20 protein-coding genes and 1 pseudogene are annotated in these 18,260 nt (G+C 68.3%); 7 read left to right on the forward strand and 14 right to left on the reverse strand.

The genetic code is table 11. The features are described 5' to 3' along the window. Positions 1 to 63 precede the first annotated feature (63 nt). Positions 64 to 834: an IclR family transcriptional regulator gene (locus KME79_RS41225; RefSeq protein WP_219551474.1), complete on the forward strand. Its 771-nt coding sequence runs from the start codon at positions 64 to 66 to the stop codon at positions 832 to 834. A 152-nt stretch (positions 835 to 986) separates the two neighbouring features. On the opposite strand, the gene dmpG is transcribed toward KME79_RS41225, so the two are convergent. The 8 genes from dmpG to KME79_RS41265 form a co-directional block, all read right to left on the reverse strand. Then, a complete protein-coding gene (dmpG, locus tag KME79_RS41230; RefSeq protein ID WP_219551476.1) occupies positions 987 to 1,991 on the reverse strand; it encodes a 4-hydroxy-2-oxovalerate aldolase in 1,005 nt (334 codons plus the stop codon). Further along, positions 1,988 to 2,896, reverse strand: a complete 909-nt coding sequence (locus tag KME79_RS41235) for an acetaldehyde dehydrogenase (acetylating) (RefSeq protein ID WP_219551478.1) — start codon at positions 2,894 to 2,896, stop codon at positions 1,988 to 1,990. The genes dmpG and KME79_RS41235 overlap by 4 nt, the downstream gene beginning before the upstream one ends. A 107-nt stretch (positions 2,897 to 3,003) precedes the next feature. Continuing rightward, on the reverse strand, positions 3,004 to 4,008 hold the full coding sequence (locus KME79_RS41240; protein ID WP_219551480.1) for an amidohydrolase family protein: 1,005 nt from the start codon (positions 4,006 to 4,008) through the stop codon (positions 3,004 to 3,006). After that, on the reverse strand, positions 4,005 to 4,547 hold the full coding sequence (locus KME79_RS41245; protein ID WP_219551482.1) for a 3-hydroxyanthranilate 3,4-dioxygenase: 543 nt from the start codon (positions 4,545 to 4,547) through the stop codon (positions 4,005 to 4,007). Before KME79_RS41245 ends, KME79_RS41240 begins: the two co-directional genes overlap by 4 nt. Continuing rightward, a complete protein-coding gene (locus KME79_RS41250) occupies positions 4,544 to 5,005 on the reverse strand; it encodes a RidA family protein (RefSeq protein WP_246641276.1) in 462 nt (153 codons plus the stop codon). The genes KME79_RS41245 and KME79_RS41250 overlap by 4 nt, the downstream gene beginning before the upstream one ends. Further along, entirely contained in the window at positions 5,002 to 5,751 is a 750-nt protein-coding gene (locus tag KME79_RS41255; RefSeq protein ID WP_308249233.1) for a 2-keto-4-pentenoate hydratase, read from the reverse strand. The genes KME79_RS41250 and KME79_RS41255 overlap by 4 nt, the downstream gene beginning before the upstream one ends. Further along, positions 5,748 to 6,554, reverse strand: a complete 807-nt coding sequence (locus KME79_RS41260) for a 2-keto-4-pentenoate hydratase (RefSeq protein ID WP_308249234.1) — start codon at positions 6,552 to 6,554, stop codon at positions 5,748 to 5,750. Before KME79_RS41260 ends, KME79_RS41255 begins: the two co-directional genes overlap by 4 nt. A gap of 8 nt (positions 6,555 to 6,562) precedes the next feature. Beyond that, positions 6,563 to 7,996, reverse strand: coding sequence for a 2-hydroxymuconic semialdehyde dehydrogenase (locus tag KME79_RS41265; protein ID WP_219551486.1), 1,434 nt, complete (start codon positions 7,994 to 7,996; stop codon positions 6,563 to 6,565). Positions 7,997 to 8,198: 202 nt separating this feature from the next. Between KME79_RS41265 and KME79_RS41270 the strand changes: the two genes are divergently transcribed. Next, a complete protein-coding gene (locus KME79_RS41270) occupies positions 8,199 to 9,173 on the forward strand; it encodes a LysR substrate-binding domain-containing protein (RefSeq protein ID WP_308249235.1) in 975 nt (324 codons plus the stop codon). Positions 9,174 to 9,431: 258 nt separating this feature from the next. On the opposite strand, the gene KME79_RS41275 is transcribed toward KME79_RS41270, so the two are convergent. Beyond that, positions 9,432 to 9,593 (reverse strand): hypothetical protein, encoded by a 162-nt coding sequence (locus KME79_RS41275; protein WP_219551488.1) that lies wholly within the window; start codon positions 9,591 to 9,593, stop codon positions 9,432 to 9,434. Between the two features lie 139 nt (positions 9,594 to 9,732). Next, positions 9,733 to 10,011 carry a hypothetical protein gene (locus KME79_RS41280; RefSeq protein ID WP_219551490.1) on the reverse strand — a complete coding sequence of 93 codons (279 nt, stop codon included), beginning with the start codon at positions 10,009 to 10,011 and terminating at the stop codon, positions 9,733 to 9,735. Positions 10,012 to 10,104: 93 nt separating this feature from the next. Here KME79_RS41280 and KME79_RS41285 point away from each other — a divergent pair. After that, a pseudogene (locus tag KME79_RS41285) lies at positions 10,105 to 10,490 on the forward strand (LuxR C-terminal-related transcriptional regulator); the annotation flags it as partial. 313 nt (positions 10,491 to 10,803) lie between these two features. Here the strand turns inward: KME79_RS41285 and KME79_RS41290 are convergent. Beyond that, positions 10,804 to 11,433 (reverse strand): DUF998 domain-containing protein, encoded by a 630-nt coding sequence (locus KME79_RS41290; RefSeq protein WP_219551492.1) that lies wholly within the window; start codon positions 11,431 to 11,433, stop codon positions 10,804 to 10,806. A gap of 135 nt (positions 11,434 to 11,568) precedes the next feature. Between KME79_RS41290 and KME79_RS41295 the strand changes: the two genes are divergently transcribed. Both KME79_RS41295 and KME79_RS41300 read left to right on the forward strand, forming a co-directional pair. Further along, a complete protein-coding gene (locus KME79_RS41295) occupies positions 11,569 to 12,270 on the forward strand; it encodes an SRPBCC family protein (protein ID WP_148035696.1) in 702 nt (233 codons plus the stop codon). Positions 12,271 to 12,474: 204 nt separating this feature from the next. Next, a complete protein-coding gene (locus KME79_RS41300; RefSeq protein ID WP_219551494.1) occupies positions 12,475 to 12,915 on the forward strand; it encodes a YybH family protein in 441 nt (146 codons plus the stop codon). A gap of 149 nt (positions 12,916 to 13,064) precedes the next feature. On the opposite strand, the gene KME79_RS41305 is transcribed toward KME79_RS41300, so the two are convergent. Further along, positions 13,065 to 13,694 (reverse strand): LUD domain-containing protein, encoded by a 630-nt coding sequence (locus KME79_RS41305; protein ID WP_219551496.1) that lies wholly within the window; start codon positions 13,692 to 13,694, stop codon positions 13,065 to 13,067. A 149-nt stretch (positions 13,695 to 13,843) separates the two neighbouring features. Here KME79_RS41305 and sigJ point away from each other — a divergent pair, with 149 nt between their 5' ends. Beyond that, positions 13,844 to 14,764: an RNA polymerase sigma factor SigJ gene (sigJ, locus tag KME79_RS41310; RefSeq protein ID WP_219551498.1), complete on the forward strand. Its 921-nt coding sequence runs from the start codon at positions 13,844 to 13,846 to the stop codon at positions 14,762 to 14,764. 37 nt (positions 14,765 to 14,801) lie between these two features. On the opposite strand, the gene KME79_RS41315 is transcribed toward sigJ, so the two are convergent. Beyond that, entirely contained in the window at positions 14,802 to 15,545 is a 744-nt protein-coding gene (locus KME79_RS41315) for a TNT domain-containing protein (RefSeq protein ID WP_219551500.1), read from the reverse strand. Between KME79_RS41315 and KME79_RS41320 the strand changes: the two genes are divergently transcribed. Further along, a complete protein-coding gene (locus KME79_RS41320; RefSeq protein WP_219551502.1) occupies positions 15,532 to 15,879 on the forward strand; it encodes a hypothetical protein in 348 nt (115 codons plus the stop codon). The two genes, KME79_RS41315 and KME79_RS41320, sit on opposite strands and share 14 nt — an antisense overlap. A 147-nt stretch (positions 15,880 to 16,026) precedes the next feature. On the opposite strand, the gene KME79_RS41325 is transcribed toward KME79_RS41320, so the two are convergent. Continuing rightward, positions 16,027 to 17,964 carry a DUF8426 domain-containing protein gene (locus tag KME79_RS41325; RefSeq protein ID WP_219551504.1) on the reverse strand — a complete coding sequence of 646 codons (1,938 nt, stop codon included), beginning with the start codon at positions 17,962 to 17,964 and terminating at the stop codon, positions 16,027 to 16,029. Positions 17,965 to 18,260 lie beyond the last annotated feature (296 nt).

Genomic DNA, 18,260 nt, shown 5'->3' on the forward strand with positions numbered 1-18,260 from the left:
TCCGTGCGATGAGTTTCATGTGGGATATTGCTATACGCAATGAGTATGGGAAATGATTCGACTATGTCGAATTCGATCTCGGGGTCGACCTCGGTCGACCGCGCGTTGGCGCTGGTCAACCTCCTTGATGACCGGGGGGTGGTCTCGGTCAAGGAAGCAGCCGAGTTCCTCGATGTCACTCCCTCGACGGCACACCGGCTGCTCGTCACGCTATGTCGCAACCGCTTCGCGGTCCAAGACGAGCGGCGGAAGTACCGCCCGGGGCCGGTGCTCACGTCCCGCGGGATGACCCGGTCAGTCCCGATCACCGTGGTCCGCAGCTGCGCGCGACGCCCGCTGGAGTACCTCGCCGAACGCCTCGGCGAGTCGTCGCACCTGATGGTCCTGGAGGGCAGCGACGTCAGGTTCGTCGACGGCGTGGAATGCCAGGAACCGCTACGGGTCGGCGCACAGACCGGGGGCCGCATGCCGGCGCACTCGTCCGCGGGCGGGATGGTCCTCCTCGCGTCGCTGCCCCAGCCGGAACTCGATCGGCTCTACCGCGACGGGCTTCCGTTGAACCATGCCTGCCGGATCACCGAGCTGCCCGCGCTGAAACGGAGGCTCGTCACCGTTCGGCGGCAGGGGTTCGGCGTCGTCGTGGACGAGGCGCAGGCAGGTGTCTCCGGTGTGGGGGCGCGCATCCTCGACGAGCAGGGGCACGCCCTCGCAGCCATGACGGTGGCCATGCCGAGTCGCCGCTTCCGGCGTGAGGAACTCCCGGAGTACGTGGCCGCGGTCCGTGACGCAGCCGCTCTGGCCACGGCCAACATTCTGTCCCGCCCGGTCGACTGACTGCGCGCCACGATGTCGAGGCGGGATCTCGGCCGCAGGCAGGGGCGGCGAGTGACACGACAGAGAGCGCCATGCACGCGGTCCCGACCGGGCCGTTGCGGTTCGGCGCCGCCCTGCGTCGACTGCGGGAGCCCACATACCCGTTCGCCCGGTCAACCGTGACGCTGAAGGTCGAGGGCGATGTCCACGATCATGTCCTCCTGCCCACCGACCATTCCCCGGCGGCCCACCTCGACGAGGATGTCGCGGGTGTCGAGGCCGTAGCGGGCGGCGGCGTCCTCGGCGTGGCGCAGGAAGCTGGAGTAGACCCCGGCGTAGCCGAGCGTGAGCGTCTCCCGGTCGACCTGCACGGGGCGGCTCTGCAGTGGGCGGACCAGGTCGTCCGCCGCGTCCATCAGCCGGAAAAGGTGGCAACCGTGGTCCCAGCCCATCAGGTCGGCCACGGCGACGAACGCCTCCAGCGGGCAGTTCCCCGCCCCGGCGCCCATCCCGGCGAGTGAGGCGTCCACGCGGGTCACGCCGTTCTCGACGGCGACCACGGAGTTGGCCACGCCCAGCCCGAGGTTGTGGTGGGCGTGAACGCCGATCTCGGTGCCGGGGTCGAGGACGTCGCGGTAGGCGCGGACCCGTTCGCGCATGCCGTCCAGCGTGAGCCGGCCGCCGGAGTCGGTGACGTACACGCAGCGCGCGCCGTACGACTCCATCAGCTTCGCCTGCCGCGCCAGCTCGGCAGGCGGGGCCATGTGCGACATCATGAGAAACCCGGCGACGTCCATGCCGAGGTCGCGGGCCACCCCGATGTGCTGGGCGGCGATGTCGGCCTCGGTGCAGTGCGTCGCCACCCGCACGGACCGAACACCCAGGGCATGGGCACGGCGCAGGTCCGCGATGGTGCCGATACCGGGCAGCAGCAGCGTGGTCAGCACGGCGCTCGACATGGCCGAGGCCGCCGCCTCGATCCATTCCTCGTCCAGGCAGGCTCCCGGACCGTAGTTGACGCTGCCGCCGGCGAGCCCGTCGCCGTGCGCGATCTCGATCGCGGCGACGCCCGCCCGGTCGAGGGCCCCGGCGATCTGCGCGACCTGGTCGGCGGTGTAGCGGTGCCGGATCGCGTGCATGCCGTCCCGCAGGGTCACGTCCTGTATGTAGAGCTTCATCGGGTGGCCATTCTCTCCGCGACGCGCAGCGCCGCCGACGTCATGATGTCCAGGTTGCCGGCGTAGGCGGGCAGGTAGTGTGCGGCGCCCTCGACCTCGAGGAACACCGAGACGAGCAGGCCCGTACCCCCGAGGTCGGCGAGGGGGTCGCCGGCGCGGACGGGGCGGAACTGCACCTCCTGCTTGAGCCGGTAGCCCGGCACGTACGCTCCGACCTGAGCGACCATCTCCTTCACCGACGCGGCGACGGCGGCCTGGTCACACTCCTCGACCAGGCAGTACACGGTGTCCCGCATGATCACCGGTGGCTCGGCCGGGTTGAGCACGATGATGGCCTTGCCGCGCCGGGCGCCGCCGACCACCTCCAGGGCCCGCGCGGTGGTCTCGGTGAACTCGTCGATGTTGGCCCGGGTCCCCGGCCCAGCCGACTTCGAGGCGATCGAGGCGACGATCTCTGCGTACCGCACGGGGGCCACGCGGGACACGGCGGCGACGATCGGCACGGTGGCCTGCCCGCCGCAGGTGACCATGTTGACGTTGACTTCGGACAGGTGGCTCTCGAGGTTGACCGCCGGGACGACGTACGGGCCGACCGCCGCGGGCGTCAGGTCGATCACCCGCTTGCCGTACGGGCGCAGCACCGCCTCGTTGTGCCGGTGCGCCCCGGCAGAGGTCGCGTCCAGGACCACGGAGACGTCCTCGAAGCACGGGAGCCCGACCAGCCCTTCGACGCCCTCGTGCGTCGTCGCCAGGCCCAGCCGCCCGGCTCTGGCCAGGCCGTCGGAGCCGGGATCGATCCCGGCCATCGCCGCGACCTCCAGAGTCTTCGACAGCCTGATCACCTTGAACATCAGGTCGGTGCCGATGTTGCCCGATCCGATGATCGCGACCTTGGGTTTGCTCACTGCGTTTCCTCCTCACCGCGGCAGAGCCGGGCGAACTCCTTGGTCATCGCTCCCGCCGGTTTCTCCACCTCGGGGCCGGTCGGCGGTGACCGCCTCGCTCCGGATGGTCATGCCAACCCCAGGAATCTCCTCGCGTTGCCGCCAAGAATCGCGGCCCGCTCGGCCTCGTCGAGCCCGGGGCAGCCGCGGACCACCGCGCCCGGCTCCTGCTCGCCGAGCGGGAAGGGGAAGTCGGTGCCGAGCATGACCCGCTCGACGCCCATCACGTCGACGAGCAGGCGCAGCGCCCGCGGGTCGAACACCGCCGAGTCGACATAGAAGCGGTCGGTGTACGCCGAGGGCGGCTTGGGCGAGTCCTTCCTGACGATGTCGCGGTTGCGCCAGGCGTTGTCGGCGCGGCCGAGGAGGTAGGCGAAGCTGCCCCCGCCGTGACAGAAGCACAGGCGCAGCGACGCGGGCAGCTTCTCGAACGCGCCGGACAGCATCAGCGACAGGATGCTGAGCTGGGTCTCCGCCGCCATGCCGACCAGCCACGGCAGCATGTACCCCGCCATGCGGTCGGCGGCCAGCATGTCCCACGGGTGGACGAGCACCGGGATGTCCTCATCGGCGCAGTGGGTGAGGAAATCGATGATCTCCGGGTCGTGCAGGTTGCGCAGGCCCACGTGGTTACCGATGTGCACGCCCCGATGCCCGGCGGCCCTGGCCTTGGTGACCATCGTGCGGGCGGTCTCCAGGTCCTGCAGCGGGACCTGGCACAGGGGCAGCAGGCGGTCGGGGTCCTCGGCGCAGTAGGCGAGGATGCGGTCGTTGACGAGCTCGCACCAGTCGGCGGCGCGCTGCGGTTCGGCCGCGTACCCGAACAACATCGGCGTGGACGAGACCGCCTGCACGTCGACGCCGGTACGGTCCATCGCCTCCAGGCGCGCGCCCGCGTCCCACAGCTCGGGGGTGACGGGACGGTAGTCGTCCTCGCCGCTCATCATCATGCCCTCGCGCAGCCAGGGCTCGCCCGCGCCGGTGAGGATCCGGCTCTCCTCCCGCGAGATGCGTGGGAAGACGTGCGCGTGGACGTCGACGACCTGAGTGGATACCTGTGCGGTCGGGGTCATCGGACCACTGGCCGCAGGTGCTCGGGCCAGTCCTTGCCGGGGTGCGTCGTGCCGCAGTGCGGGCACGTGCGGTCGCCGTTGTAGAACGCCTGGAACACGGGGGGCAGGTCCTCGACGATCGACTGGAGCTGGAGCTCGGCGCGGTGGACGCGCCGGTGGCAGTCCACGCAGTACCACTCGACGGCGTCGAGGTCCCCCTGCGGCCGGGCGTACTCGACGACCAGGCCGATCGAGCCGGGCACCGGCCGCTGCGGGGAGTGCCGGACGTGCGGCGGCAGCAGGAAGACATCGCCCTCCTTGATCTGCACGTCCACCGGCGGCCTGCCCTCCTCCTCCATGACGCGCAGCACCATGTCGCCCTTGAGCTGGTAGAAGAACTCCTCGACCGGGTCGTCGTGGAAGTCGGTGCGCTGGTTGGGGCCGCCGACGATGGTGACCATCAGGTCGGCGTCCTTCCAGATCTGTACGTTGCCGACGGGCGGCTTGAGCAGGTCCCGGTGCTCGTCGATCCACTTGTGCAGGTTGAAGGGAGGGATCATGTGGCGCTCCTTTGCGGAATGTGGGCGGTGCAGGAGATCTCGATGAGCAGGTGGGGGTGGGGCAGTTGGTGGACGGCGACGGTGGTGCGGGCGGGGCCGCTCTCGTCGAAGTACTGTCCGTAGACCTCGTTGTAGCCGCCGAAGTCGTTCATGTTCACCAGGTAGCTGGTCAGGTTGACCACGTCCGTGAGGTCTCCGCCCGCCGCCGCGAGCAGGTCGCGGATGTTCTCGATGACCGCCCTGGTCTGTTCGCGGATGTCCAGGCTGGTCGTGCCCATGGCATCCGCGCTCGCCCCGGCGAAGGAGCCGTCGGGGCGGCGGGAGCTGGTGCCGGAGACGAACACGAAGTCGCCCGCCCTCTTGATGTGCGGGAACCTGCCGCGTGGAGCGGCCTTGCCCGCCACGAGCAGTGCGTCGCCCATCGCGTCATTCACGGAATCGCTGATCGGGTCGCTCATCGGGTCATCACCTCCGCATGACCGAGACCTGCGGCGCTGACGCGGACGTGCGCGCCGGCGGGAAGCGGGACGGCCGCCGTCGCGGCGCCCGCGAGGATGACCCACCCCGGCTGCAGCTCGATTCCGGCGGCGGCGGCCAGGCGGGCGGCGGCGATCAGCGACCGCGTCGGATCGCCGAGGATGGCCGCCGACGAGCCGCTCGCGACGGGACGGCCATCGATCTCCAGGAGCATGCCCACGTTGCCGACGTTCCTGGGCGTGTGCCAGGGGCCGAGGCCGAAGCCGCTTGCCGAGGCGTTGTCGGCGATGACGTCCGGCAGGGCGAAGCTGAAGCCCTCGTAACGGGAGTCGAGCACCTCGTAGCCCACGGCGATCCCCCCGACGGCGGCAACCGCGTCGGCGGGGGTGCGCACCGGCCGCTCCAGCAGGAACGCGATCTCCGGCTCGATGCGCGGGTGGATCAGGCCGGCGGTGTCCACCTGGGACTCGATCAGCATGGCGTCGGTGAGCAGGCCCCAGATGACGTCGTCGACGCCCATCTGGACCATCTTGGCGCGGCTGGTGAACCCCATCTTGACGCCGAGGAGTGACTCGCCGCGCGCCAGCCGCCGCTCGATCACCATGCGCTGCACCTCGTACGCGGAGGGCACGTCGAGCTCGGCGGTGCCGGTGAGCCTGGGAACGGCGCGGCGGTGCAGGACCGCCTCGTCCAGGATCTCGGCGAACGGCTCCAGGTGCGGGTTCACGCTTCCTCCTCGAGATCGGGCGCCTCGCAGGCGGCGAATGCGGTGCGCACGTCGCCGAGCCCGTCGATGCGCGCTTCGAGCACGTCGCCGGGCTCCACCGGGACGACCGGTCCGAGCGCCCCGGTCAGGACGATGTCTCCCGCCCGCAGCGGGTGGCCGAGCCTGGACAGCGTGTCGGCCAGCCACACCGCCGCGTGGAGGGGGTGGCCGAGGCAGGCCGCGCCGATGCCGGTCGACACCTGCTCGCCGCGCCGTTCGATGACCATCCCGGCCATCCGCAGGTCGACATCGCGCAGCGGCACCGGCCGGTTGCCGAGGACGTACATGCCCGCCGAGGCGTTGTCGGCGACGGTGTCGGTCAGGGTGATGTCCCAGCCGCGGATGCGGCTGCCCACGATTTCGATCGCGGGCAGCGCGAAGGCCGTCGCGCGGATCACGTCGGCGACGGTGTGCCGTTCGTGTGTCAGGTCGCGTTCGAGCACGAGCACGACCTCGGCCTCGACGCGCGGCTGCAGCACCGCGCCGGCCGGGATCTCCTCGCCGTCCGGGACGGCCATCTCGGCGAAGAGCGCGCCGAAGTCCGGCGAGTCCACCCCGAACTGCCGCTGCACCGCGGCGCTGGTCAGCCCGATCTTGCGGCCGGTCAGGCGCCGCCCCTGCGACAGCCACCGCTCGGTGATGAGGTTCTGTACGGAATAAGCGTCGTCCACGCCGTCGATCAGGTCGCGTACCGGTTCGCATGGGCGGCCGGAAGCGTACGCCTCCAGCAGCCGCGACGCGGCGGCCTGGTGTTTTTCTGTCACGGATGACCTCAAATCTTGACGCATACGTTGACGGGCTCGGAGAAGAAGTCGAGGGAGTACTCGCCGCCCTCGCGCCCGATGCCGGACGCCTTGACACCCCCGAAGGGGGTGCGAAGATCCCGCAGGTTCCAGCAGTTGACCCAGACGATCCCGGCCTCGATGCGCGGCGCCACGCGGTGGGCGCGTGACAGGTCGGTGGTCCACACCGTGGCGGCAAGGCCGTACCGGCTGTCGTTGGCCAGCCGGACGGCCTCGTCCTCGTCGTCGAACGGCGCGACGTGGCAGACGGGCCCGAAGATCTCCTCCCGGACGGTTCTGGCGCTTTCGGGCAGCCCGGTGAGGACGGTCGGTTCGGCGTAGAACCCGCCGTCGCGTTCGTCGCCGAAGGTCGGCACGCCGCCGCCGGCGACGACCGTGGCGCCCTCCTCGACGGCGAGGCGGTAGTAGGACAGCACCTTGTCGCGGTGCTCCGCCGAGATCATCGGGCCGTAGTCCTTCAGCGCGCGGGCGCGCTCGGCCAGGGCGGCGATGAACTCCTCGAAGACGGGCCGCTGCACGTAGACGCGTTCGGTGCACAGGCAGATCTGGCCCGAGTGGGTGAAGCTCGACCGCACCGTCCCCTCGACCGCCTCGGCGAGGTCGGCGTCGGCGAAGACCAGGGCGGGATTCTTCCCGCCGAGCTCGAAGGACACTGCCGTGACGTGGTCGGCCGCGCTGCGCATGATCGCTGCCCCCGTGGCGGACGCGCCGGTGAAGGCGATCGCGTCGACGCCCGGGTGGGAGGTGAGGTACTCCCCCGCCGCGTTCGCGCCGTGGCCGTGCACGAGGTTGAAGGCGCCGGCGGGCAGCCCCGCCTCGCCGATCACCTCGGCGAGCAGGGTCGCGGTGGACGGCGTCTCCTCCGACGGCTTGGCGACGACCGCGTTGCCTGCGGCGAGCGCGGGCGCGACCTTCCAGGTGAGCAGGAGCAGCGGCAGGTTCCACGGCGAGATGATTGCCACGACGCCGAGCGGGCGGCGGACGGTGTAGTTGAGCGCCTGACCGCTGCCGCTCCATCCGGGGACAGTGGTGGGGTAGGCCCGTTCCGGGCGGCCATAGGCGAGGTCGGCGTAGGCGCGGAAGTTGCCGATCGCGCGCGGGATGTCGACCGTGGCCGCCAACTCGCGCGGCTTGCCGGTGTCGGCGACCTCGGCGTCGACGAACTCGTCAAAGCGGGCCTCGATCCCGTCGGCGATCCGCCGGAGGAACGAGCACCGCTCCTCGACGCTGGTCCGCCCCCAGGGACCGGCGAGCGCCGACCTGGCGGCTTGCACCGCCGCGCCGACGACGTCGCGCGGCGCTTCGGGAACGGTTCCTACCTGGCTTCCGTCGACGGGCGAAAGCAGCGGAAAGGCCGATCCCGTCGTCGTGAAGACACCGTTGACGTAGTGCGCGGGCTTCATGGGGCCATTGTGCACCGAATCGGACATAACGGTCCAATGCCGCTATTGGCCCGAGATATAGCGATTTCGGTATACCACGTGATCCGATTCCTTGCCCAGATCGGCCGCCTAGCTGCCACGCGGCGGCTCGAAGGCGGCGCGCAGTCTACTCGCGTCGATATATCAAAATAAGCACCGTTCTGTCAGCTTGTATAATGTTCCGGTGATATCCCGACCGCTGGACCTGCTGAGCGGCCGCCTCAAGCTCAGGCACCTGGTGCTCGTAACGACCATCGCCGAACAGGGCGGCATCCTGCGCGCCGCCGAGCATCTCCACCTGACGCAGCCCGCCGTGACACGCGGGCTGCGGGAGGTGGAGCAGATCCTCGGGGTCGAACTCTTCCAACGCGGCCCGCGCGGCGTCACCCCCACCCTCTTCGGCGAGGCCTTCATCGAACACGCCCGTGCCGTACAGGCGGAACTGCGCCGCGCGGGCGTCCGGATCGCCGGACTGGCGGACGGCGAGACCGGCACCGTCACCGTCGGCACCCTCCTGGCCGCCACCAACGTGCTGCTGCCGCGCTCTATCGCCGCGCTGAAGGCCGAGCGCCCGGGCATCACGGTGATCGTCAGGGAGGGCACTTTCGACTCGCTCGTCCCCCATCTGCTCGACGGCGACACCGACCTGATCCTCGGCCGGCTCAACCCCATCGAGGACCGGCCCGGCCTCCACCAGATCCCCCTCTACAACGAGCCCACCCTGCTGGTGGCCCGCGCCGGGCATCCCGCGCAGCAGGCGCATACGCTGCCGGACCTGCTCCATTATCCATGGATCGTCCCGCTCGAACAGACCGCGCTGAAGCACGAACTGGAGCAGGTGTTCCGGGGCCACGGGCTGTCGATGCCGAAGAACCGGGTCGAATGCACCTCCATTCTGACGATCCGCTCACTGCTCCTGACGACCGACATGATCGCTGCCCTTCCCGCGCTGCTCGTCAGGACCGACGACCGGCTGGCGGAACTGCCGGTGCCGCTCGTGTCCGTTCGGCGCTCGGTCGGCGTGACACTGCCCGAGGCCCGCACCCTCACGCCTGCGGCCAAGGTCATGCTCGACCATCTGCGGCGGCAGGCGGAACTGCTCCGCCGGGAATTGCCCGCCGACCCCCAGCGGATAGATCACGATGACCCAACTCATTGATCGCCGCCAGAGACGGCGCCTTGCGAGGCGGGATGAGACTGCCACCTGCTGGCGCGGGGTAGAGGCAACTGGACAGGCCAGAGGGCCGGTTCTTCACGAGTCGGCATCACCGTTGGGACGGCGCGCGTAGACGACTCGGCCGTAGTCCACGCCGTTCTCACGATCGAAGCTCATCCACGTGATGGCTTCTTGTTACCCCTCCCGGAGTGGATGATTCGAGACAGCGCGTACCGCGATCGTGCTCGGCGGCTTGAAGATCTACACCTGCGGAACGGCCAGCACCCATCGGTCGGCGCCCATCTCTCGCGCCTTCTCGGCGGCTCTGGTCTCGAATGCCGCTGCTGCCGCCGTGTCACGCAGGTAGTCGTAATCACTCAGGACGAGCTTGCGCTCGCCCTGGACCGCGACGATGGCGGGCATTCCCGGGCCACGATGCTCTTCTCCAGACGCCGCACCACGTCCAGCGGTGAACGCTGGCAAGTTGCTCGCGCCGACGCGCGATCCCTTGCGTTCAGACGTGAGCGCGGCGGCACGCCTTCCGTCCGCAGCCGATTCCGCGCTACAGGGCGGCTTTGTTCATGTCGACCATGGTGTCGAACGCCGGCAGGCCTCCAGCGGGAGCGCGGACGACGCCGACCTGAGCCGGCTTCGGCCGTGCGATGGTCGTGGCGGGACCCCAGGACACGACCTTGATCACAGCGCCGCCGTCGGCGCCTTTCCGCCTGTCCTCGACACTCCAGCCCGACCCGAACTGGAAGGGCAGGCCATTCGCATCGAAAATGATGCGCCAGCCGACGGCCCTGTTTGCGATACTCGCGTCAGGCCGCTTCCCGGCCACCTCACGAAATGTGGGCCCGGCATGACCCGCGTGTTGATCGTCGACGACCAGGCGCTTCTACGGGAAGGCTTCCGACTCATCCTCGAAAGAGGCGCCCTGCGGGCGGGCGCCAGCGGGTTCCTCCTCAAAGACGTCCCTCCCGATGACCTGGTGCACGCGGTGCGCGTCGTGGCCCGGGGCGAGGCGATGCTCGCTCCCAAGCTCACCCGCCGGCTACTCGACCGGTTCGCCACAGCGCCTTCCACCAGCCCAGCTCCGCTGCCCAACGTGACCGAACGAGAAGCGGCCGTGCTGCGGCAGGTCGCACGAGGTCGATCGAACGCCGAGATCGCCGGCGCACTGTTCCTCACCGAGGCCACGGTCAAGACCTATGTCTCCCGTCTGCTGACCAAGCGAACCTCCGCGACCGTGTGCAACTCGCAGTCCTCGCGTACGAATCAGGCCTGGTCCAAGCCGGCGACCGAGGCTGGGACGCGTAGCCCGTCACATCGGGCTCGTTCCCAGCGCGATCGCCTCCGGCCCGAGCAACGCCTTGACGTCGGCGGCGAAGCTGGGCTCGGCCGTCTTCGTCGTAGCCTCCGAGAAGGCGATTCGCCAAGGCCCACCGCCACGCTGCCTGACGACTCGCTCCCACGCCGGGCCAGATGCTCAGTTGCCACGCCGGCCGCCCGGGCTGGACTGACCACACGCCCCACGTTCTGCGTCCTTGGGCGCCTGCCCTCGGGCGAGCAGCGCGATCCCCCAACGATCATGTCCAAACAGCCGCAGAGCCATCGAGCACAGCGGAACCACCTACACGCGGACCCGCTTCGCGTGCTCCAGGGCGATCGCCGCGAGCCACAGCCAGGCGAGGACCGCCGCCACGTAGAACGCGACCCCCGTCGGGATCAGCACCGCCATGCCCGAGACGATGAGCACGGGCAGGGCCACGCCGGTCGCGATCGAGACGACCTGCCAGAGGCGGGCGCGCTCGCGGCCGTACGCCCGCCCGAACACGAACGTCGCGGCGATCAGCGAGCCGAACGCGAGGTTGAAGGCGACGGAGTGCATGATCGCGGTGGTGGTCATCACCGGCTGCAGATCCTGAGGAGTGCCCTCGGGGAAGCCGAGGCCCGCGGGTGCGGGGAAGATCCCGGCCAAGATCAGGCCGGCGCCGAAGATCGCGGTGAGGACGGGACCGGCGACCGTGCGCGGCCGACCGGCCCGCGCCTCGCGCAGCCCGATCGCCAGTGCGATGACCGCGATCCCGCTGATGACGAAGGTGCTCGCCATCAGCCAGCCGCGGTCGCCGAGGCTGAGCATGCTGATCGCGTGTCTGGTCAGATCGAAGGCCGGCCGGGAGATCGCTTCGACTGTCGCGACGGCCATGAACAGGGCGGCCGCGAACGGTCCGAGGGCGAGGGGGAAGCGGGCGCTGGTCATGGGTCGATCCCTTCGGGGTGGATGGTGAAGGTCCTGTGCGATCACCGACATTTATTTTTGTCCATAAGATGATTGTTGTCTAGACAAAAACTTCATGTCGCTGCAGACTGTCCGCCATGAGATCGGAGCTCGCCCATGAGTAGGGACTTTCGGATCGAGCGGGAGAGCGAACTGCCCGCTGAGCCAGAGGACGTCTGGCACGCGGTGACGCGCGACTCCGCCGCCTGGTCGATCCCGCTGGACCTGTCCCGGAGCACGGTCGTGGTGTGGGAACCGCCCAGCCGGGGGGTGCTGCGGACGGAGATCGGCGACTGGTTCAACCAGATCTCGTTCGACATCACCCCGTCCCCGGGCGGCTCGTACCTCCGGTACGTGCACAGCGGCATCTTCGTCGACGACTGGGAGAGCGAGTACGAAGGGGCGCGCCGCCACACCGAGCTGTACATGCACACCCTCAGCCAGTACCTCAGGTACTTCCGTGGCCGGAGCTTCCGACGTTTCGAGGCGCTCGCGCCGAAGTCGTCGATCACCGCCGACGCGCTCGACAGGATCCGCTCCGCCTGGGGTATCGCGGCGGACACGCCCACCGGCTCCGAGCTCACCCTGCCCGTGCCCGGCGCCGCCGCCAAGGCCGGGGTGCTCGACTTCCACGACGACGCCTTCATCGGCGTGCGCACCGAGGACGCCCTCTACCGCGCCTTCGGCCGCAACCGCTTCGGCTCCCCGGTGGCCGTCGGCGTGTACGAGTACGGCGTCCAGACCCGATCCGAGCGAGAATCGTCCCACGCGTGGACCGTCTGGCTGCGTGATCTCTACGGAGCGGCGGCCGCACCATGAGCCTTCACTCACGCGGTGCACCTCGTGGGGCTGGATCGCCGCCGTCGTGTTCCTCGGGCGCGTCTCACTCTGCGGGATCAGACCGCCGAACACGGTCGATGACCGGGGCGCCCCGGCCGGTGGGGTGGGCCTGACATCCCGGGGTGCTGTGTCGTCGGACTGGTGACAAGCCCAGATCCCACCGATGGGAAGTGATGAGTGACGATGTCCGCGCACCGTGAGGTAGACGAAGCCGAGATCAAGCGGCTGGTCGAGACGATCGTCGAAGGAATCCGGGCCAAGGATCTCGAGACCCTGAGGCGGCTTTACGCGACGGACGTCGTCTCCTTCGACGTCGAGCCGCCGCTGCAGCACGTCGGGATAGAGGCGAAGATGGCGAACTGGACGAAGGCGTTCACGTTCTTCCGGGATGTGGATTACGAGCTTCGCGACCTGACGCTCACCGTTGGCGATGACGTGGCGTTCGGCCACGCTTTCGGTCGGCTCAGCGGCACGCTGGAGAACGGGACGGCGACGAAGGGCATGTGGGTCCGGGCCACGTTCTGCTTCCGGAAGACCGACGACCATTGGGTCGTCGCGCACGACCAGGTCTCTGTGCCGTTCGACGTCGCCAGCGGCGAAGCCGCGGCCGACCTTGAGCCCTGACGAGTCGCCGAAGCGCACCTGTCCGTGCAGGCGGACGCGCCCGGCCGGATGCTGAAGGGTTCGTGGCGGCACGATGAGACCTGGCCGTAGGACTAGAGTGCCCGGCGCCGGTGTGGCGCCGGGCACTCTGCGGTGACGGCTTCTGTGGCTCAGAATCCGATGGTCTCGCGGAGCAGCAGGACGGTGCCGCGCCCGGGCTGGGGTTCCGCGTTGAGGATGAGCAGGCGGTTGGGGGCGCTGGGCGCGCCGTAGGCCTTCATGGCGCGGTCGTTCTCCAGCGGGAGGCAGTGGTCTTCGACGCGGCGCAGCGCCGTGGGCAGGTCGGACACGACCTTCTGCGCCCCGACGATCCAGATCGCGTGGGCGGCGGCGCCGGCGTAGCCGGGCAGCTGGCTTCCGGTGGCCGAGGCGACCACGAGAGAGCCGGTTTCGGTGACCGCGGCGACACTGCCCACGATGACGTCGGGGGTGGACATGAGCCGCCAGATCTCGCGCATCTGGGTGGCGCGGTCCATGGCCAGGCCGCGTGGCTTGACGGCGTCGTAGCGCCCGCTGGTGTTGATGTCCTCCTCGATGCCGGACAGGCGGAGCGTCTCGCTGGCCCCGGTGAACACGCTGGCGCCCTCGGGTATCAGCTCTTGTACGCGGGTACGCGCGGCGGCGCCGTCGTCGAGGATTTCCACGGTGAAGCCGTGTTCCGTCAGCGCGGCGGCCGCCCGCTCCAGGCGCTGCGCGGATGCCGGGTCGGTGAACGGTGCTGCCGGCGTTGAGGTGGTCATGAAGCTTCCTGTTCGCTGGATGACGTGTTCGTCTCGGCAGTACGACGACGCAGTCCCCGCGAATGTGAGGTGACGTGCCGACCTCACAGTTCGGCGCGCTGTCTCGTCGAACAATGAGGGCAGCTGCGACCGAGGGAGCCGTCGACACCATGACCACCCGATCCGAGCCAGGACACGGCCTGAGTGCGCTCATGAGCGAGCGGCGTCAGTTGATCAATCTCGCCTACCGGCTCCTGGGCTCCCTGGCCGAGGCCGAGGATGTCGTACAGGAGACCTACGCCCGCTGGTACGCCATGTCCCGGCAGCAGCAGGACGCCATCGAGTCCCCCGGCGCCTGGCTGACGAGGGTCGCCGGCCGCATCTGCCTGGACGTGCTCGGCTCGGCGCGCGCGAGGCGGGAGCGGTATGTGGGCGAGTGGATCCCCGAGCCGCTGCCCGAGCGTACGGAGTGGATCAGCGGGCGGCCGGGCGGTGCGACCGTCGACCCGGCCGACCGGGTCACCCTGGACGAGTCGGTCAACATGGCCTTCCTCGTCGTGCTCGAATCGATGACCCCGGCCGAACGCGTCTCGTTCATCCTGCACGATGTCTTCTGCCACTCCTTCGCCGAAGTGGCCGAGATCGTCGGCCGGACTCCGGCGGCATGCCGCCAGCTGGCCTCCTCGGCCCGCCGCCGCATTCGCGAATCGCGGAGCCCCGCGAGTCCGACAGCCCAGCAGGCCGGCATCGTCAAGGACTTCAAGCAGGCGTGGGAGGCCAAGGACATCGACGCCCTGGTCCGCCTGCTCGACCCCGACGCCACGGCGATCGCTGACGGCGGCGGCCTCGCCACCACCTTCCTCCATCCCATCGAAGGCGGCGGGCAGGTCGCGCGCGCCTTGGTCGAGATCGCCGATCAGAAGCCCGGCGACGTGACGATCCTGGAGCGTACGGTCAACGGTCAGCCCGGTCTGGTGGCTCAGCAGGCCGGCGTCACCGTGACGGTGTTCGCGTTCGAGGTCGCGGGTGACCGGATCAAGCGGATCTGGGCCATACGCAACCCCCAGAAACTCCGTCACTGGACGAGCTGAGGCGCGTCTCGGCCAGGGCGACGGGGCCCTGGCCGGTTCACTTGCCGTCGATCAAAAGCTGGGCGGACGTGACCGGTGTGATCTCCTTCAGGTAGTTGTTCGCCAGCAGCCAGCTCACCGGGACCTCGTCGTCCGTCTGCGGGAGTTCGGGGAAGTATCTGCTGATCACGTGGTATTGCGTGCCGCCGCCCGGCATCTGGAACGCGGGCGCGGCCGGGCCCACCTCGACGCGGAACGACTTGAGAACTCGGAACACGTGATAGTTGCACAGGTGCTGGGGGTCATCGGGGTTGGTGTTCAGGTTACGCGGCGGCAGCCCCCGCCTGATGTACAGGTCGCCCATCGGCGCCAGGAACGACCCCGAATAGCCGCCGAACCGGTCGAGTTTCATGCCGGCCTGCAGGAAGGTCGTCTTGCGCAGCAGCCGGCCGTTCGGGAAATCGCCGGAACGGCCGAAGCCGGCGTCAGGCGGGAAGCGGTAGTTGTTCGTGGTGTAGTCCCAGTAGCGTGAGAGGAAATGCTGCGGGGAAAGCTCGCCCAGCGGCACGTAGCCGCGCAGGATCGCGCCCAGATGACCGGTCCTCGGCAGGACGGTCGGCCCGAGGTCGGGGTCGCCGGTGATGTAAGGAGGTCCGCAGACCCGATGGCCGGCCGGGGGACGGGAATCGTCCTTGCCCGGGGGCCGCGACGGGCGGACCAGCCGGGTCTCGGACTGGACGGGGCTCTCGGCGTGCGCGGCCACGCCGCCCATGCCGCCCATGCCGCCCATGGCGCCCAACATCGTGCATATCGCGGCAGCCAGCATGGCGCCCCGTCGGTTGTACCGCATGACTTTCCCGTCGATCCTGGATGGCGAACAAATGAGAACTGATCACCAGCGGATCGACGACGCACCGGATCGCGGCGCGGTACAGCTCATTTCTGTTTGGCTGACTGCTACGGCGGTCTTCGGCTGTCCGCATATAGTGATCGGCTTTTACATTCCCGCCATCGTCGGAATCGGAATCTCGGGCAGCATCATGAGAAAGGCAAAGAATGATCCGATAAAAGCGACAAGACTGCCAAATGATGAGTTTCTCGACATGCGATGGTTTGTCTGCAATGTCTGGACATAGGTGCTAATGAAGGCATTTTTCTGAGGATGCTGCGCCAACTAAGGCGCTCGGCGGTACACCATTCGAAGCCGGCCGCTTCCACCGACGTACCCGATAAGCGCCCTCTTTTTGCTCAAATCAGAGACTACCGAAGTGATAACCTCCGGGTCATCTGCCGCCGGATAGCTGCGGATCGCCCTCAGACTCCAGAGCCGCCTCTTCCGTCAACTTATCGGCGCCGACGACATCCTCCCCCGCTGCGCCGGGGTCGGTTCCGGTCACCGCCATCCGGGCGATCCGGACGGCAGCATTGTCATGAGCTAGTCTGCATATCGTAAGCATGGAGTTCAGGCTGGCGCGCAGGTCGTCCTTGACCGTTCCGAGAGGCGCATCCTTGCGGAGCCATTTGACCTTTCGCACCTGCTGGAAGTCGACAGGCTCGTGCGGACGATGTTCGTAGGCCCCGATGACTTCTCCGATGGCGACGTGGCCGGAATGCGATTTGAGCGGCATGGCGACCAGGTCTCCGGATCGAATCTCGTTGGCGAATCTCCAGACTTGTCCCATCCAGTTGGCGATGACATGAGGGCCGGCCGTCGGGAAGGCGTCGCGTAGGGCCTGGGCCAAGTCATTTCGGCTTGTATAGCGGGCGAGGTTCCCCACCTCATGCCAGCCGATGACGATCATTCCCTCCTCCAACGCTCGCGCCTCCCGTTCCCCCTCATGACCACCGCGCACCATCCAGGCTCGAGGCGAAGAATCTGCGGTCAGCAGGTCGTCCAGCGCTCCGATGATGACCGCAGAGGCATCCGGTCTTGCCAGGGCGACCGGAGAGAGGGACGGCCTTCTCGCGTAGTTGTCGGCGGAAAGCTGCGCCGGCATGTTCTCCCAACCAGCGAGTACGGAGACGGCACGGGCGAGTCGCTCCAGGGCATCCACCGATGCCCCCCTGTTGCGCATCCACTCGAAGTTGATCGACAGCACCGACCTGCTCACGCCGGTATAGATGCTCCACACCGCCGCTTCGTCTTGGCCGATGCTGAACCAGGCAGTGACAGAGGGATGGGCACCTTCCCCGAAGTAATAGCTGCGGAAGGCCGGATGGCTCTCCGCATGCCGGTAGACGGCGAGGAGTGTGTCGGCCACGTCAGGAGGACAGTACTCGTCGAGGGCGTGGAGAAGGCTCTCCTCGGTCCACTTGGGCGTTGCTCGAATCACACCTTTACGCTTCGCGTCAGCCTGCGCTGGTGCGGCCCCAAGGGAACCGGCTTCAGCTGGGGGAACGCTGTAGTTCGTAGCCGGCGGCGGGTCACCGAGTGCCTGGAGTATCGCGATCACAACTGACTCGAGTACATCGATGGTCTGCTCGGCCTCCCGCACAGTGATCCGCTTCTTACGGCGGAAGCTGTCCGGATCGTGGTCGGCGGTGTGCGCGATGTTGTTCCGGCGCCTGGCGATCTCGGTGAGCTGCCTGCGTATCTCATCGGCTTCGATTGGCTTGCTCGGGTCTTGATCAGTCAGCTTGCTGGCGACGGTCTTCCACAGCTTGACCTTGCTGACATGGGAGAACCCTTCTGCGATCTTGTCCGGATGCTGGAAAGTCTTGAACTCGAAGAACTGTTCCAGCGCGGCACGGAACGCGTCTTCCAACGGTTCGGCGTTGCGATGTACTTTCTCCACCAACTCGACCGGCATGGACAGCTTGCTGAAATTGTTCGGACGCGGGGCTCCCGGCCGCTGCGCCAGAGCCACTGCCCGATCGATGATCTCTTGAGTAACCCAATGGTCGAGGGCCGCGACCGCCTGAGTCCATGCCGCCCGGTAGAGGTCCGTGACGTCGAAGGCTCCGACGCCCAATCTTTCCAGATTGCGACCGCCGTGCACGAGTTGCCGGGCATAACCGAGGTTGCGTTGATACTGCTCGAACGCACCTGGGAAATCGCCCGCTCTGAAGAGCCGACGGTCACGGTACTGGCGTTGCAACTCCCGATAGATGGCAACTCCCGGGAAGTAATCCAGTGCCTCGGCTCCAACGCTGGTGATCGACCAGCCGTTCCTTTTGGTCATCCATCCCAGGGACGCCGCCTCACCCGTGCGGAAACTCACCTGGGTCCACCAGCGAATCTCACCATGGGCATCAGAACCCCGCAGGTCACGAGGTATGTCAATGCGCCTGGAAACCTCCTCGCGCACAGCGTCGGGTGACATCGGGCCCTCAGCCCCACGTAGCACCTCCAGAGTAGCGCGGAAGATCGGCATAATCTGCTCGGCGAAGGACCTGCGTTCGACGTAATTCGGTGGCCTGGAGAGCCGAATTCGGGGTCTGACCTCGGTGAACATAGGTCGGGCCGCCGGGAGAGCGTTTCTCTAGGCGGTGATGTTCCGGCTGGTCAGCGGGCTGT

Source organism: Nonomuraea harbinensis (assembly GCF_019396385.1).
Classification (GTDB): domain Bacteria; phylum Actinomycetota; class Actinomycetes; order Streptosporangiales; family Streptosporangiaceae; genus Nonomuraea; species Nonomuraea ferruginea.